The 15,394-nt window shown below is 64.2% G+C and carries 12 protein-coding genes and 1 tRNA gene; 3 read left to right on the top strand and 10 right to left on the bottom strand.

The window, feature by feature from the left end; all coding sequences use genetic code 11:
* Positions 1-313: 313 nt before the first annotated feature.
* Positions 314-389: transfer RNA gene (locus MKD49_RS13040), tRNA-Phe, on the bottom strand.
* Between the two features lie 85 nt (positions 390-474).
* On the opposite strand from MKD49_RS13040, the gene MKD49_RS13035 reads away from it, so the two are divergent.
* Both MKD49_RS13035 and MKD49_RS13030 read left to right on the top strand, forming a co-directional pair.
* Complete coding sequence (locus MKD49_RS13035) at positions 475-1,707, top strand: UbiH/UbiF family hydroxylase (protein ID WP_252696496.1); 1,233 nt, start codon at positions 475-477, stop codon at positions 1,705-1,707.
* A gap of 182 nt (positions 1,708-1,889) precedes the next feature.
* A complete protein-coding gene (locus MKD49_RS13030; protein WP_252696495.1) occupies positions 1,890-2,657 on the top strand; it encodes a DsbC family protein in 768 nt (255 codons plus the stop codon).
* Between the two features lie 74 nt (positions 2,658-2,731).
* Here the strand turns inward: MKD49_RS13030 and pth are convergent, their stop codons facing one another.
* Positions 2,732-3,310, bottom strand: a complete 579-nt coding sequence (gene pth / locus MKD49_RS13025) for an aminoacyl-tRNA hydrolase (protein WP_034331266.1) — start codon at positions 3,308-3,310, stop codon at positions 2,732-2,734.
* A 242-nt stretch (positions 3,311-3,552) separates the two neighbouring features.
* Here pth and MKD49_RS13020 point away from each other — a divergent pair, with 242 nt between their 5' ends.
* Positions 3,553-5,904 (top strand): Tex family protein, encoded by a 2,352-nt coding sequence (locus MKD49_RS13020; RefSeq protein ID WP_252696494.1) that lies wholly within the window; start codon positions 3,553-3,555, stop codon positions 5,902-5,904.
* Positions 5,905-6,065: 161 nt separating this feature from the next.
* Here the strand turns inward: MKD49_RS13020 and MKD49_RS13015 are convergent, their stop codons facing one another.
* The 8 genes from MKD49_RS13015 to pilM form a co-directional block, all read right to left on the bottom strand.
* Positions 6,066-6,821, bottom strand: coding sequence for a DUF5610 domain-containing protein (locus MKD49_RS13015; protein ID WP_121040536.1), 756 nt, complete (start codon positions 6,819-6,821; stop codon positions 6,066-6,068).
* Positions 6,822-7,272: 451 nt separating this feature from the next.
* Entirely contained in the window at positions 7,273-8,424 is a 1,152-nt protein-coding gene (locus MKD49_RS13010; protein WP_039783766.1) for a deoxyguanosinetriphosphate triphosphohydrolase, read from the bottom strand.
* A 1-nt stretch (position 8,425) separates the two neighbouring features.
* Complete coding sequence (gene aroKB, locus MKD49_RS13005; protein ID WP_204727003.1) at positions 8,426-10,225, bottom strand: bifunctional shikimate kinase/3-dehydroquinate synthase AroKB; 1,800 nt, start codon at positions 10,223-10,225, stop codon at positions 8,426-8,428.
* A 199-nt stretch (positions 10,226-10,424) separates the two neighbouring features.
* A complete protein-coding gene (gene pilQ / locus MKD49_RS13000; RefSeq protein WP_252696493.1) occupies positions 10,425-12,461 on the bottom strand; it encodes a type IV pilus secretin PilQ in 2,037 nt (678 codons plus the stop codon).
* Positions 12,458-13,105 (bottom strand): hypothetical protein, encoded by a 648-nt coding sequence (locus tag MKD49_RS12995; RefSeq protein ID WP_252696492.1) that lies wholly within the window; start codon positions 13,103-13,105, stop codon positions 12,458-12,460. The genes pilQ and MKD49_RS12995 overlap by 4 nt, the downstream gene beginning before the upstream one ends.
* A complete protein-coding gene (pilO, locus tag MKD49_RS12990; protein WP_252696491.1) occupies positions 13,102-13,689 on the bottom strand; it encodes a type 4a pilus biogenesis protein PilO in 588 nt (195 codons plus the stop codon). The genes MKD49_RS12995 and pilO overlap by 4 nt, the downstream gene beginning before the upstream one ends.
* A complete protein-coding gene (locus MKD49_RS12985; protein ID WP_252696490.1) occupies positions 13,686-14,258 on the bottom strand; it encodes a pilus assembly protein in 573 nt (190 codons plus the stop codon). Before MKD49_RS12985 ends, pilO begins: the two co-directional genes overlap by 4 nt.
* Before the next feature lie 8 nt (positions 14,259-14,266).
* Positions 14,267-15,166 carry a type IV pilus biogenesis protein PilM gene (gene pilM, locus MKD49_RS12980; protein ID WP_134223515.1) on the bottom strand — a complete coding sequence of 300 codons (900 nt, stop codon included), beginning with the start codon at positions 15,164-15,166 and terminating at the stop codon, positions 14,267-14,269.
* Positions 15,167-15,394: the final 228 nt, after the last annotated feature.

Raw genomic sequence — 15,394 nt, 5'->3', positions numbered from 1 at the left:
TCGCGTGTTGAGGGGGGGATTACTCATCAAACCGCGATCAGACTGGGTGCTAACTGCTGAGTTCTAAGACCTGCACCAAGAGGCAAGCAAGTGTCGCAGAACTCGATCTTGTGAGTTGTGCTGGTTCTTTGGGGCGATGCCAGGAGTAACTCAGTTGCCGGACGCTATGCCGATAACCAATCAGTTTGCTGCAAGCGGCATGGGTAGGGATGTGGGTTGCAAGAGGATCAGAGGCGCAAACCCGAATGGGCCAAAGAATGTTGGCGCAGAAATGAAAAACGCCAACTCGAAGGTTGGCGTTTTTCTTGTAACTTGGTGGCCCGGGGCGGAATCGAACCACCGACACAAGGATTTTCAATCCTCTGCTCTACCAACTGAGCTACCAGGCCAAGACGGACAAGTATAGACACTTTAAAAAATTATGCAAGTCCTTTTTGAAAAATAGTTTTCGCGACCCCGTTTATAATCGCCAGCATGACTACCCAAGCACACACCCATACTTCTTCGCCGGCTGCGTCTGGCACTGACATTTGCATCGTCGGCGACGGCGCGGTCGGCAAGACGGCGGCGCTGGGGCTGGCCCAGGCGGGCTTCAAGGTGACCCTGCTGGCCCCCCCGCCTGCAACCACCGCGCCCGACCCCGCCAGCTGGGACGTGCGCGTCTACGCCCTCAACCACACCGCGCACCGCCTGCTGTCGTCGGTGCGCGTCTGGGACGCCATGGATGCCGCCCGCATCGCGCCGGTGGACAACATGACCGTGCATGGCGATGGCCTGCCCGAGAAAGCCCGCCCCGGCCTGCTTTCCTTCGATGCCTATGCTGCCCGCACCGATGCCCTGGCCTGGATCGTCGAGGACCGCAACCTCGACCAGGCGCTCGACGCCGCCCTGCGCTTCGCCCCCAACGTGCGCGTGCTGCACGGGCGCGCCACCGCGCTGGCAGTGGCCGGTGAGACCGCCACCCTGACGCTGGAATCCGGCCAGTCGCTGTCGGCCGCGCTGGTGGTCGGTGCCGACGGCGCCAACTCCTGGGTACGCGGCCAGTGCGATATCGGCCTCGATTACCGCGCCTACGGCCAGAACGCCATCGTCACCAATTTCTCCTGCGAGCTGCCCCATCGCGGCGTGGCCTACCAGTGGTTCAGCCCGACCGAAGGCGTGATCGCCCTGCTGCCGCTGCCGGGCAACCGCGTCTCGCTGGTCTGGTCCGCGCCCCAGGCGCTGGCCGATCAATTGCTGCAGCTGCCGTTGTCGGCCCTGGCCGAGCGCCTGGCCCAGTGGGCCGCGCCTGTGCTGGGCACGCTCACGCCGCTGCAGCCCGAAGTGGCCAAGGCCTTCCCGCTGCGCCTGATCAAACCGCACGCGATGATCGCCCCGCGCGTGGCCCTGATCGGCGACGCCGCCCACGTCGTGCACCCCATGGCCGGCCACGGCATGAACCTGGGCTTCGGCGATGTGGCCGCGTTGATCGACATCCTGGTCAAGCGTGAACCGCAGTACGACTGCGGCGACGAGCGCGTGCTGCGCCGCTATGCCCGCGCCCGCAAGGAAGAAGTGCTCCTGATGCAGATCGCCACAGACGGCCTGCATCGCCTCTTCTCCACCGAGGCCGAGCCGGTGCGCCTGGTGCGCAACCTCGGCATGAGCCTGGTCAACCATCTGCCCATCCTGAAACGCCGCCTCATTGCCCATGCGCTGGGGCAGTAAGGGACGGTGATTTCGGGTAAGGTAGGGCCTCTGGCGAAGCGCGGCGGTATCGATGCCTGTCTTCGCCAGCGCAACACCTTCCCCCTACATTGTTGAAAGACATGTGCGAACCCAGTCCCGGCGCGGCTTTGCGGCCGACGTTCCGAAGATTGGGCGTGCGTTTGATTTGAATCAGGACGAGTATGAAAAATTTTTTGACCGCAGGTGCGAGCTCCTTGCGCCATCTGAGCATGGCGGCAGTGCTGCTGGCTTCCACCGTCGTGGGCGTGAGCGCCCATGCGCAAGCCGAGGCCGCCGACAGCACCGAGGCCACCATCAAGAAGCTCATCGAGCCGCGCCTGGGCAAGGATGCCAAGGTCGATGCCGTCACCAAGACGCCCTATGCCGGTCTCTATGAAATCCAGATCGATGGCGACGTCATCTACACCGATGCCAAGGCCCAGTATCTCTTCATCGGCCGCGTGGTCGATTCGCAGACCTATCGCGACTACACCAAGGAAAAGATCGATTCGCTGAACCAGACGCCGTTCTCGGCCCTGCCGCTGGACAAGGCCATCAAGACCGTCAAGGGCAACGGCAAGCGCGTGATCGCCATCTTCGAGGATCCCAACTGCATCTATTGCAAGCGCCTGCACAAGACCCTGCAGGAAGTGGACAACATCACCTACTACACCTTCCAGTACAACATCCTGTCGCCGGATTCCATCGTGAAGTCGCGCAACATCTGGTGCGCACCCAATCCGAGCAAGGCCTGGAACGAGTGGATGGTGAGCGGCAAGGAAGCACCGGCCGCTGCCGCCTCCTGCAACGCCCCGCATGAAGAGGTGCTGGCCCTGGGCAAGAAGCTCAAGGTCACCGGCACGCCGACCATCTTCTTTGCCGATGGCTCGCGCATTCCTGGCGCGGTCGATGCCAAGGGACTGGAACAGAAGCTGTCTTCGCTGAAGTAAGCGGATCAAGAAAAAGGGCGCTCGCATGTCGAGCGCCCTTCGTTCATCTGCCTTGTTTTTTCCCCGGCAGGGGATTACTTCCCGGTATGCAATTCCATCATGGCCTGTTCGAACTTGCCCTGCACCAGCAGGGGGATGACGTTCAGGCTCTTGTCCAGCGCCTCGTTGATCAGCGCCTGTTCTTCCTTGCGCGGCCGGTGCAGCACGAAGTCGGCCACCGGCTGTTGCAGCCCCAGCGTGCGCGGATGGCCGATGCCCAGGCGCAGGCGCCAGTAGTCTTGCGTGCCCAGCGCAGCGGTGATGTCCTTCAAGCCGTTGTGTCCGCCCGAGGAACCGCCTTTCTTGATCTTGGCCGCGCCCGGCGGCAGGTCCAGTTCGTCATGCACCACCAGCACTTCATCCGGATTGATCTTGTAGAAGCGCGCCAGTGCACCGACCGACTGGCCGGACCGGTTCATGTAGGTCTGCGGTTCCAGCAGCCAGACCTCATTGCCGGCGATGCTGGTTTTGCCCGCCAGCGCGTTGAAACGCTGCTCGCGCGCCAGGCGCACCGGACCGGCGAGATTGTCGACCAGCCAGAAGCCGGCGTTGTGGCGGGTTTGTTCGTATTCCGGGCCGGGGTTGCCGAGACCGACGATGAGACGGATGGACATGGTGCTAAAGGACGAGGACGCGCAATGCGAAAGCGCCGATTATCCCGGCTTTGCGGCCGCGCGTCCAATCCGCGTGCAGCCGGGCAGGGGGCCGCGAGGCCCGTGCCAAGGCACTTTGGCGTGCAATCGCATAATGTCAAGATTGGCTTGGCTGCCTGAATTGCGTATCATCCAACGCTTGTTTTTCTTCACTGCATAAACGCTTAACCGCTTAATTGCTCAACTGTTGACTGGGTTTCACCATGCTGCCTTCTATCGAACAACGACTCGCCCTCGAACTCGCCGCCAAGCCGGTTCAGGTCGCTGCCGCCATCGCCTTGCTGGACGAAGGTGCCACCGTTCCCTTCATCGCCCGCTACCGCAAGGAAGTCACCGGCGGCCTGGACGATGTCCAACTGCGTCTGCTGGAAGAGCGCCTGCGTTACCTGCGCGAGCTGGAAAGCCGCCGCGCCGCGATCATCGCCTCCATCGAAGAGCAGGGCAAGATGACGCCCGTGCTGCTGGACGCCATCACCCACGCGGAAGACAAGACCCGCCTGGAAGACCTCTACCTGCCCTACAAGCCCAAGCGCCGCACCAAGGCCCAGATCGCCGCCGAAGCCGGCCTGACCGAGCTGGCCGATGCGCTCCTGAATGACCCGACCCTGAATCCGGAAGAAGAAGCGGCCAAGTTCCTCAAGCCCGCCTTCACCACCGACAACGGCGACAACCCCGGCGTGCCCGATACCAAGGCCGCCCTGGATGGCGCGCGCCAGATCCTCATGGAGCGTTTCTCGGAAGATGCCGAGCTGCTGCAGAGCCTGCGCGAATACATCACCGAGCACGGCGTGGTCGAATCCAAGGTGATCGAGGGCAAGCAGGATGCCGGTGAAAAATTTGCCGACTATTTCGATTATTCCGAAACCTATTCCACCATCCCCTCGCACCGCGCGCTGGCACTGTTCCGTGGCCGCCGCGAAGAGATGTTGAACGTCATCCTGCGCCTGGATACCGAAGAAGAGAAGCCGAAGTGGGATGCCCCGCACAACCCCTGCGAAGGTCGCATTGCTTCACGTTTCGGAGTGTCCAACAAGGGCCGTGCGGCCGACAAGTGGCTCTCCGACACGGTGCGCTGGGCCTGGCGCGTGAAAGTCTTCATGCACCTCGAAACCGAGCTGATGACCAACCTGCGCGAGAAGGCCGAGGCCGAAGCCATCAACGTCTTCGCCCGCAACCTGAAGGACCTGCTGCTGGCCGCGCCGGCCGGCCCGCGTTCCACCATGGGCCTGGATCCGGGCCTGCGTACCGGCGTGAAGGTCGCCATCGTCGACGCCACCGGCAAGGTCGTGGCTACCGATACCATCTATCCTCACCAGCCGCGCAATGACTGGAACGGTTCGCTGCATACCCTCTCGCAACTGGCCGAGAAGCACAATGTCTCGCTGATCTCGATTGGCAACGGCACCGCCTCGCGTGAGACTGACAAGCTGGCCCAGGACCTCATCAAGCTGCGTCCCGAACTCAAGCTCACCAAGATCGTGGTCTCCGAAGCGGGCGCGTCGGTGTATTCGGCCTCCGAATTCGCTTCCAAGGAATTGCCGGATCTGGACGTGTCGCTGCGCGGCGCGGTCTCGATTGCGCGCCGCCTGCAGGACCCGCTGGCCGAGCTGGTCAAGATCGATCCCAAGTCCATCGGCGTGGGCCAGTACCAGCACGATGTGAGCCAGTCGCAACTGGCGCGCTCGCTGGATGCCGTGGTCGAGGACTGCGTCAACGCGGTGGGGGTCGATGTGAACACCGCTTCCGCACCGCTGCTGGCACGCGTCTCCGGGCTCAACGCCAGCGTGGCGCAGAGCATCGTGTCCTACCGGGATATGAAGGGTATGTTCAATTCCCGCGCCGCATTGCGTGAGGTGCCGCGCCTGGGCGACAAGACCTTCGAGCAAGCCGCCGGCTTCCTGCGCGTGATGAATGGTGAGAACCCGCTGGATGCCTCGGCGGTGCACCCGGAATCCTATCCTTTGGTGGAAAAGATCCTGGCCGACATCAAGAAGGATGTGAAGAGCGTGCTGGGCCAGACCTCGCTGTTGAAGGGCCTGTCGCCGGCCAAGTATGCCGATGAGAAGTTCGGCGTGCCTACCGTCACCGACATCCTGAAGGAGCTCGACAAGCCGGGCCGTGACCCGCGTCCCGAGTTCACCACGGCGACCTTCAAGGAAGGCGTGGAAGAGATCAAGGATCTGCGCGTGGACATGATCCTCGAAGGCGTGGTCACCAACGTCGCGGCCTTCGGTGCCTTCGTCGACATCGGCGTGCACCAGGATGGCCTGGTCCACATTTCGGCGCTCTCCAACAGCTACGTGAAGGATCCGCACACCGTGGTCAAGGCCGGCCAGGTGGTCAAGGTCAAGGTGCTGGAAGTGGACGAGAAGCGCAAGCGCATCGCCCTGACCATGCGTTTGAACGACACCGCGCCAGCCCCGGGTGCGCGCAATGAACAGCGCGGCGATCGCAATGATTCGCGCCGTTTGTCGCAACACCAGAACCAGCGCGGCCGTGAGCAGGCACCGGCCAACAATGCGATGGCGGCGGCGTTTGCGAAGTTGCGTGGGTGATGTTTTTTTGTGATGGTTTGTGATGTCGAGGGCGGTTTTTCTCACGCCTTTCGATGTCATGAAAAATAAGTAAAAAGAGGCTGTCTCCCAAGAGAGACAGCCTCTTTTTTATTAGTTTTTGCGAATTGGCTTTTGCAGCTCAGCGCGACTGCAAGGTGCGATTACGCACTGGTGCTGATCCGCGTCTGGCTCACCGACACTGAAATACTGACAGTCGTCTCGCTGGCCACCAGCGTACCGCCCTGGCCATCCGCATTGCCTTCGCTGCCCGATCCGTCCTCACCCTCCTGCTTGCCGCCCTTGACCTTGTTGATGAAGTCGCCCAGCGCCTTCTGCACCAGGTCATAGGTCTTGTCGATGTTGCTGGCGATATCGCCTTGCAGCACGTTCAGGCTCTCCAGGATGCCGCGTGCTTCCTTGAAGCCCTGGTCGACACCCTTGAAGATCAGGTTCATGTAGTCGTCAATGTTGCTGGCGTCTTCCTTGTCCGGATTGTTCTGCTTGTAGAGCTCGAACATGTTGGTGATGAAGGAGACGATACGGCCGGCCGTTGCCTCCGGCGAATTGTCCTGGGTCGATGCGGTCTGGATGGCGTTGTCGCCCAGCTGCGGACGCAGGATATCGTTGATGTTCTCGATGGCGGTCTTGTAGACCAGTGACAGCGGATCGTTCTGCGTCTGCAGCGATACCTCCAGCGAGGATTGCACGATGGAGAGATTGAACTGGGCCTTGGCGCCGCTCACGGTGAGCAGGTTGGCTTGCTTGGCCTGGGCGATCTTGTCGCCGCCGCTGCTGTCGCCGGCGGTGGCGGGCAGCTTGTCGTTGTCTGACGCTGCGGCAGAGGTCGACGAAGTGGAAGAAGGGGTGACGGGCAGCAGGGACTTGTTGTCCACGCCGCTGGTGTTGCCGATAGCCATGACGGTCTCCTGAAAATGAAAGGGGATCCGGGCATCAGAGGGGGAGACGGATCCACGGAAGCGAAACTGCGCACCATGCGCATCCACTCCATTCCTGCATAACGGCCTGTTCAAAGCGGACTTGATATTGACAGAAATTTACACCTGTCAGTTTCTGGGGGACTTCGTTGACAAGTCTGCATTGCACCCGCGCAATCTTTGGAAAAGCCTTGCTGGAAGCGGGTTTGCGGCGATACCGTGCGTGCCGTCGGGCTGACCGCGACGGACGCAGGCGATCAAGAAAAAATGTAACGAAATGTGCGCGAGAGACCGGCAGCGGGATTTCAATTGCAGTGAGGTAATGAAATTGCGCTGGCAGCACGACAATGAGGGCGCACGGATGCGCTGAATGAAAACGCAGCGTATCGACACGCTGCGTTCAACGCGGGCGTCGCCCCCGCTCCATCAATCCTCACTCCATCACGAACAAGCGCCGATGCTCGCGAATGGCATAGCGATCGGTCATGCCGGCGATGTAGTCGGCGACTTTGCGCGCCTGCTTGTCGAGACGCTGGGTTTCATCCGTGATGCCCTTGACCTGATAGTCCGGCGGCAGCAGGCTGGGCTGAGAGGTGAAGGCTTCGAACATCTCGGCAATGATGCGCCGTGCCTTGGCCGTCATGCGATTGACCTGATAGTGGCGGTAGAGCTTCTCGCGCAGGAATTTTTTCAGGATGGCCGCTTCGGCTGCCATCGCATCGGAGAAGGCGATGAGCTGCGGCGCATTGCGCACATCCTCGATGTCGCGCGGGGCGATCTCGGCGATGCGGCTGCGCGAGGTCCGGTTCAGGTCGACGATGAGCGCATTGATCATGCGGCGCACCGTCTCATGGATGACGCGGCGTCCGGTGATGCCGGGATAGGTCTGTTCGACTTCGCGCAGATGGCGTGCGAAGAAATCGACTTCGCTCATCAGCTCCATGGTCAACAGTCCGGAGCGCAGGCCATCGTCGATGTCGTGATTGTTGTAGGCGATCTCATCGGCCAGGTTGGCCAGCTGTGCTTCCAGCGAGGGCTGCTTCTTTTCCAGGAAGCGCACGCCGATCTCGCCCAGCTGGCGCGCATTGTGCAGGGAGCAGTGCTTGAGGATGCCTTCGCGCGTCTCGAAGGTGAGATTGAGGCCATCGAAGGCAGCGTAGTGCTGCTCCAGCTCATCGACCACGCGCAGGCTCTGCAGGTTGTGCTCGAAGCCGCCGTGATGCTTCATGCAGTGGTTCAGCTCATCCTGTCCGGCATGGCCGAAGGGCGTGTGGCCGAGGTCGTGGGCCAGCGAGATGGCTTCCACCAGGTCTTCGTTCAGTTGCAGGTTGCGCGCGCAGGAGCGGGCGATCTGGGCGACTTCGATGCTGTGGGTCAGGCGGGTGCGGAACAGGTCGCCTTCATGATTGACGAAGACCTGCGTCTTGTATTCGAGACGGCGGAAGGCGGTGGAGTGGACGATGCGGTCACGGTCGCGCTGGAATTCGCTGCGCGAGCCCGGTGGCGTTTCACTGAAGCGCCGGCCTCGCGAACTTGCCGAGTGGGCGGCATAGGGGGCGAGATGGTCGGGCGCTTCAGTGTGCATGTCATTCTCCGGTACAGGCCGCCAGGGTTTGCAGGAGCAGTTCCTGCGGCGCGTTGGTAATCAGGGGACTGCCCAGCGGCTTGATCAGGATGAACTTGATCGCACCGCCTTCGTTTTTCTTGTCCACTTCCATCAGGTCCAGCCAGCGTTCGGTGCCCAGATTCGGAGCCACCGTCGGCAGGCCGGCCGCGGCGGTCACGGCGCGGATGCGCTCGCGCGTGGCGCCATCGATATAGCCCAGGCGCTGCGACAAATCGGCCGCCATCACCATGCCGCAACCGACGGCCTCGCCATGCAGCCACTGGCCGTAGCCCAGGCCATTCTCGATGGCGTGGCCGAAGGTGTGGCCGAAGTTGAGGATGGCGCGCAGGCCGCCTTCGCGTTCGTCCTGGCGCACCACCTCGGCCTTGATCTCGCAGGAGCGCTGGATGGCATAGGCCAGGGCGGCGTCATCCTTGGAGACCAGGCGCGCCATATTGGTTTCGATCCAGTCGAAGAAGGGTGCATCAATGATGGCACCGTGCTTGATGACTTCGGCAATGCCGGCCGCCAGTTCGCGCGGGGGCAGGGTGTGCAGGGTGGCGGTATCGGCGATCACGGCCTGCGGCTGGTAGAAGGCGCCGATCATGTTCTTGCCCAGCGGATGGTTGATGCCGGTCTTGCCGCCCACCGAGGAATCCACCTGCGACAGCAAGGTCGTGGGCACTTGCACGAAGGGCACGCCGCGCATGTAGGAGGCCGCCGCAAAGCCGGTCAGGTCGCCGATCACACCGCCGCCCAAGGCGATGAGGGTGGTCTTGCGGTCGCACTTGTCGGCCAGCAGACGATCGAAGATCTTCATCAGGCTGGCCCAGTTCTTCTCTTCCTCGCCATCGGGCAGCACGATCTCGGTGACCTGCTTGCCGGCCGCGCGCAGCGCTTGCGCCACCTTGTCGAGGTAGAGCGGGCCGACCTTGTCATTGGTGACGATGGCCACGCGCTTGCCCTTGACGTATTGCGGCAAAAGCGTGGCGTCATCCAGCAGGCCGCGGCCAATGTGGATGGGATAGCTGCGTTCGCCCAGGTCGACGTTGAGGGTCAGCGAAGCGATCGTAGTAGCGGCGGGAGCGGTGTTCTGGTTCATGCTGCGAAGATTCGGTTCGGTGCTGGCGGCACCATGGAAGATCTGGGTGGAATGACTGCGGGACAGCGTGGTGCTGCCGTCCGCGCCTTGCGTCAGGACCGCGCTGTGACTCTCGAATACGACGGTTTCGTCAGGTTCCGGTTCGGCCAGCCAGGAACCATCCTTGGGCGAGAGTTCCAGATGGCTGATGATGGTCTGCACCAGGAATTGCACATTGGGCCGGTTCGTCTCGACGACGAAATCGGCCACTTCGCGATACAGCGGATCGCGCTGGCGCGACAGCTCTTCGAGCTTGCGGCGCGGATCGGCGGTCTGCAGCAGCGGGCGGTTCTTGTCGCGGCCGGTACGTTGCAGGATCTGGTTGATGCTGGCGCGCAGGTAGACGACGGTGCCACCCTTCTTGAGATTCTCGCGATTCTCGGCACGCAGGACGGCGCCGCCGCCGGTGGCCAGCACGATGTCGGGCTGGGCCGCGAGCTCGCGGATGATCTCGGCTTCGCGGCGACGGAAGTTCTCCTCGCCCTCGATCTCGAAGATCACCGGGATGGTGGCACCGGTCCGCGCTTCGATCTCGTGGTCCGAATCGACGAAGCGCTTGTTCAGCTTTTTGGCCAGGGCCCGGCCTATGGTGGTCTTGCCGGCTCCCATCAGGCCGACAAGGAAAATGCTTCCCGTCATATCTAAGAATTCTGCGCTTTGCGCTACTGGCCAATGTCATGGCGCCGCACGTCTGCCGGCACGGTCGCCTGCCGCCCGGTGGACGGCTGTGTTGCCCGCCGCTGGCGGGCTTGCGCCCGGCGCAGCGGGCCTGGAACAGCGATTTTACCGTTCTTTGGCCCGCCACCGGGGAAAAATCCCGTGGCCGGGGCCTTCCGGCTCAATACGGGCGCGGCCCGGCGACGATGCGCGGGGTCAGGAAGATCAGCAGCTCGGTCTTGTCCCGCACCTTGCTCTGGCTGCGAAACAGCGCCCCCAGCACCGGGAGGTCGCCCAGCAGCGGTACCCGCGTCTCGTGGTCGTTGTCGGTCTGGGTGTAGATGCCGCCGATGACCACCGTGCCGCCATCCTCGACCTGGACCTTGGTCTTGATGTGCTTGGTGTTGATGGCCAGCCCGCCCGGCGTGACGCTGCCCCGGCTGTCCTTGTTGACGTCGACGTCGAGGATCACGTTGCCGTCCGGGGTGATCTGGGGCGTGACCTCCAGCTTGAGGTTGGCCTTCTTGAAGGCGGTGGCGGTGCTGCCATTGCCGGCAGATTGCTGGTAGGGAATTTCTTCGCCCTGCTCGATCAGCGCTGCCTGCTGGTCGGCCGTGATCAGGCGCGGGCTGGAGACGATCTTGCCGCGCCCGTCGGCTTCCAGTGCCGAGAGTTCGACGTTGAGGAAGCGCCGGGCAGCGGCATTGAAGAGGGTGAAGGCGAAGCTGCCCGGGGCTGCGCCGCTGAGGCCGTCGGCGCGCAGGTTCAGGGCCGGTTCGCGCAGGGTGAGATCGGGTGTGGCCGGCGTCTGGCCACTCTGTTCAGCGATGGCCGCATAGCCGTTGCCGACGGCGGCACCGCGTGTGGTGGCGGCCAGTCCGAGCTTGACGCCAAGATTGCGCGAAAAGCTGTCGTCGGCCTCGACGATGCGGGCTTCGATGAGGACCTGGCGCGAGGCCACGTCGATGCGCTCGATCAGCTTGCGTACGTTGGCCAGCACGGCCAGCGTGTCGGTGACCAGCAACTGGTTGGTGTGGCTGTCGATCATGGCGCTGCCCCGGCGCGACAGCAGGGCATTGCGGCGATTGGCCTGGGTGCTGCCGTCTTCGCCGATGCCCAGCGCCTTGCGCAGGGTGTCGGCACGCTGGTAATTGAGCTGGAAGCTCTCGGCGTGCAAGGGTTCGAGGTCGGCGATCATGGCCTTCTGCTCCAGCTCCAGTCGCTCGCGCGCCAGCATCTCGTCGCGCGGCGCGATCCACAGCACTTCGCCATGACGGCGCATTTCCAGCCCCCGGGCCTGCAGGATCAGGTCCAGCACCTGCTCCCAGGGCAGGTCCTTCAGGCGCAGGCTCAGCTGGCCCGTGACCGTATCGCTGGCCACGATGTTGACGCCGCTGTGCTCGGCCAGCACTTGCAGGGCGGTGCGCACCTCGATGTTCTGGAAGTTCAGCGACAGCCGGGGGCCGCCGTAGGTCTTGCCTTCCTGCAAGCCGGCCGCCGCAATCCCGGTCAGAGCCGATTTGACCGGCACGACATCGATCATCAGCCGGCGTTTGCTCTGATAGGCCTGGTAGCGCCACTGGCCCTGCATCTCCAGGACCAGACGCGCGCCGTCCTTATGGCCGTAAGCACGGTATTGCAGGACCGGCGTGCCCATCTGTCCGGTCTCGACCAGGCGTCGCAGGGCCAGCGGGACGGTCGCACCGGCGATGTCGGCGATCAGGCGTCCGCCCAGCTGGCGTACCTGCACGGTATGTGCGTGGCTACCCATGTCCACTGCCAGGTGCGCCTCGCCCTGTGGACCGCGGCGCAAGTCGATCGCTTGCAGCGCAACGGGATCGGAGGGCGGCTGCAGCGTCAGGTCCACCAGCAGGCGATCTTCTTCGGCGCGCAGTTGGTAGATGGCGGCGTGCTTGAGCATCACCTGCAGGCGCAGGCGTTCATCATCCTCGGCCAGCTGGATGCGCTTGACCAGGCCGCTGCCGCTCAGGGACCGTGCGAGCGTTGCCGCCGCCGTGCTCCGGGGCAGGTCGAGGACCAGTTGCGGTGGCTCGATCAACAGGAAGTTCTGGACCAGTGCAGGGTCCACCGGAGCCTGCAACTGCAGTTCCAGGGTCGTACCGTCTGCACGGGGATGGAGGTGGATGGCCAGCAGGCGGTTTTCCGCCAAGGCAACGTGGTTCGCCAGCAGGGCCAGCAGGAACAGGATCATTTTCATGGCGACATTCCGGGACGGATCAGGCGGCGACGTGTGTTGCGCTGGGAAGTTCGCGCCGGGACCTTGCGCGCAGGGGCGAGGGGCATCGGGCCGGCAGCGGGGAGGGCGGCCATGGCAATGGTCTGTCGAGCAGCGTCCTCCTGGCCGATGTCGAGGGCGTCTTCGCGTACCGCCAGGACACGTCCGAGGCCGCCAGGCAGCGTATCCCCGGTTTGCAACTGCCTGGTGCTGCCCTCCAGTTCAGCGATGGCGATCCACTCCTGATCACGGCGCAGCGTACCCAGCAGGCGCAGGACGGGCGTCGGAAGCGGGGCAATCGGGGCGGCGGCCGGGACTGGACTGTTTTCTTCATCCTCCTCATCTTGCGCGCGAACCCGTGAGGCGGCCGGTCGCGTCGGACTGGCGGGCGCAAGCGCGCCGAGCTGGAAGGGATCGGGCAACTCGCTGTCCTCGCCGGGGAGGCTGTCTTCCGTCGCCGCGTCGGAGAGGGCGGCAGCAGGAAGGGGTAGGGTGGAAGAGGGCCGGACCTGCGTGATCCACATCCGCGTGGCGTGGACTTCATCGGGATGGTCGAGCGCCATCATTGCGCCCATCACCAGCCCCGCCAGCAAGACCGGCAGCGCTGCCAGCCAGAGCGGGCTCATGGCGCGCTCTCCTTCGTCCCGGTGCCGGACAGGCTCGCCGTCACCAGTGCGCTCACGGAGGCATTCATCTGCAACTCGCTTTGCCCGTCCTGTTCGACGACATTGACATCGAGCCGCTCGACCATCACCGGCAAGGGCAGGCTGCTGACCAGTTCCACAAAGCGCAGCAGGCCGGCATGGCTGCCGCGCAGCACGATGGCCGCGGCCAGCTTGCCGCTCAATGGCTTGAAGGAGGACAGCGTCAACCCGCATTCACTGGCGCGGCGGGCCAGCTTGGCTTGCAGCAGCTCCGGCTGCAGCTGCTCGGTCGGCCACAACTGGCTCTGCTGCGCGGTCAGTCGTACCGCCAGCGCCCGTTCACGTGATTGCAGGGCAGGCAGTTGCGCCTGCTGGGTCAATGCCGCCTGGTATTGCACGCGCAGATCCTGCTGTCGCTGGCGCGCGGACCGCCGTGCCTCATCCAGTTCGCTCACGGCCAGCAGCAGGCCACTGCCGGCACACGCCAGCAGGGCCAGCAAACACAAGGCCAGCCGGGGCAGCAACGGCCAGTGCGCGGGATGGGTCTGCCAGCGCGACTGGTTCACGGTGCGGCCACCTTGGCTGCGGGCGCGGGGGACGTACCCGTCTGCAAGGCGGGCAGGGGGATGGCCAAGATGAAGGCATAGGCACCGTCTTCGACGTGCAGGTCATGCAGGGTGGCCCCCTCCAGGCCGGCAGCACCCAGCGCGGCGGTAAAGTCGCGGACTTCCTGCGCGCTGGCCGCCTGGCCGCGCAATTCGCCGCGATCGCCTTGCAGCAACAGGCGGTGCAGGCGGATCTTGCCCGCGCTTGCCTGCGCCGCTCGGGCGGCAGCCCGCAGCAATTGCGCCGACTGCTGGCGGCGTTTGCCGAGCTGCTGGTGTGCCGTGATCTGCTTTTCCAGCGCGGCGATCTGGCTGCGCAACTCGGCCGTTTGCCTGGACTGGGGTGCCAGGGTGTGCAACTCGCCGGTCAACAGCACATTGGCTTTTTCCAGTGAGGCCGTGTGCAAGGAAACGCGCCAGCCGGGGAAGGCCGCCAGCGCGATGCCCAGCAGCAGGAAGAAGACCAGCACCCGATAGAAATTCCGTTCCCGCGTGCGCCGCCGCTGTGCCGGTGACTGAGAGAAATCCATGTCGCATCTCATGCCAGTCCCTCCCAGGCCAGGGCCAGTGCCAGCTGGTAGTCCGGCGGCATCAGCGCCGCGATCTGCGGCGTCAGCACCAGCGAGGAGGGAGGCGCGGCCACCCGGGCCTCCAGCCCCGCGTACTTGACGAAGGCGCGGGCAATCGTGCCGAGAGCCGGATGGTCGCCACTCAGGAGCAGGCGACGCGGCAGGGGTTTCAGCAAGGGCGCGGCGTGCGCCAGCAGGGCCAGGTGCCCGCCGCGGGCGCTGACCTCCGGCAAGGCGTGGCTGGGACCCTCGCCGTGCAGCAGCCAGCGGGCGCTGCGATCCAGGCGCAGCACGGCGGTCTCGCCGGGAAGCCGGTCGTCGCGCAGCCAGGCGGCCAGGCACAGGTCTTCCGGTGCCAGGGTGACCAGCGGCCGGCCCACCGCTGCAGCCAGCGACAGGCGGTCTTCGATGATGAGCCGGGAGGCGGCCACCGCCAGTACCTGCTGGTCCGAGGGCGAGCCCGGCGGCGGACCCAGTTCACGGTAGTCCATGGCGTGATCGTCAGCGGCGATGCCGTGGGCCGCGAGTTCGGATTGCACTTGCCGCCAGCGTTGTACCGGGTGGCTGTCAGCCGGCAGCACGAGTCGGCGTCCGGTGAGGCCTTGCACCGGGACCGCCAGCGCCAAGGCGGCACCCTGGCAGCCGGCCTCGTCCAGCAGGGAGCGGCAGATCAGGGTCAAGGCCTCGAAGTCGGTGATCTGTCCGTCCCGGCAGATCACCCCGCCGGTGAGCCGCTGCGTCAGCTTCAACAACTGCGCGCGGCGGCCGCTACGGCGCAGCAGCGCCAGCCGCACACGGTCGGTCGCGATGTCGAGGCCTGCGCACAGGCGCGGGGTGCCGAGGCCGAAAAAGAGAGGTAAGCCTGTCATATGCCGTTCTCATGCGGAGGGAAACCCCGGATTCTCCGGTCTGCGCGGCCAGGCGGGAATCGCTGAAACTTGAGGAATGCCCGTCAATTTGCAGCAATTTGCGCCCAATGCCGCACTTCCCCGCTCTCACTCCGGAACCGGCCTCCTGCCCTTTGGTCTATTTGCAACACCCGGCCGCGCGGCGGCTCAGGGCGAGCCGCTATAATGCGGGCTTGTTTCTTCCACTCC

The organism is Herbaspirillum sp. WGmk3 (assembly GCF_023952535.1).
GTDB classification, from domain to species: Bacteria; Pseudomonadota; Gammaproteobacteria; order Burkholderiales; family Burkholderiaceae_D; genus Herbaspirillum; species Herbaspirillum huttiense.
The sequence above is the reverse complement of the archived record's forward strand: the minus strand, read 5'-3'. Positions and strand labels throughout refer to the sequence as shown.

What these genes read in the sequence shown, in the direction of transcription:
- aroKB (WP_204727003.1), bottom strand. Translation starts at nt 10,225, where the DNA reads ATGACGGGAAGCATTTTCCTTGTCGGCCTGATGGGAGCCGGCAAGACC.
- MKD49_RS12985 (WP_252696490.1), bottom strand. Translation starts at nt 14,258, where the DNA reads ATGGATTTCTCTCAGTCACCGGCACAGCGGCGGCGCACGCGGGAACGG.
- MKD49_RS13010 (WP_039783766.1), bottom strand. Translation starts at nt 8,424, where the DNA reads ATGCACACTGAAGCGCCCGACCATCTCGCCCCCTATGCCGCCCACTCG.
- MKD49_RS12995 (WP_252696492.1), bottom strand. Translation starts at nt 13,105, where the DNA reads ATGAGCCCGCTCTGGCTGGCAGCGCTGCCGGTCTTGCTGGCGGGGCTG.
- MKD49_RS13015 (WP_121040536.1), bottom strand. Translation starts at nt 6,821, where the DNA reads ATGGCTATCGGCAACACCAGCGGCGTGGACAACAAGTCCCTGCTGCCC.
- MKD49_RS13030 (WP_252696495.1), top strand. Translation starts at nt 1,890, where the DNA reads ATGAAAAATTTTTTGACCGCAGGTGCGAGCTCCTTGCGCCATCTGAGC.
- MKD49_RS13020 (WP_252696494.1), top strand. Translation starts at nt 3,553, where the DNA reads ATGCTGCCTTCTATCGAACAACGACTCGCCCTCGAACTCGCCGCCAAG.
- MKD49_RS13035 (WP_252696496.1), top strand. Translation starts at nt 475, where the DNA reads ATGACTACCCAAGCACACACCCATACTTCTTCGCCGGCTGCGTCTGGC.
- pilQ (WP_252696493.1), bottom strand. Translation starts at nt 12,461, where the DNA reads ATGAAAATGATCCTGTTCCTGCTGGCCCTGCTGGCGAACCACGTTGCC.
- pth (WP_034331266.1), bottom strand. Translation starts at nt 3,310, where the DNA reads ATGTCCATCCGTCTCATCGTCGGTCTCGGCAACCCCGGCCCGGAATAC.
- pilM (WP_134223515.1), bottom strand. Translation starts at nt 15,166, where the DNA reads ATGACAGGCTTACCTCTCTTTTTCGGCCTCGGCACCCCGCGCCTGTGC.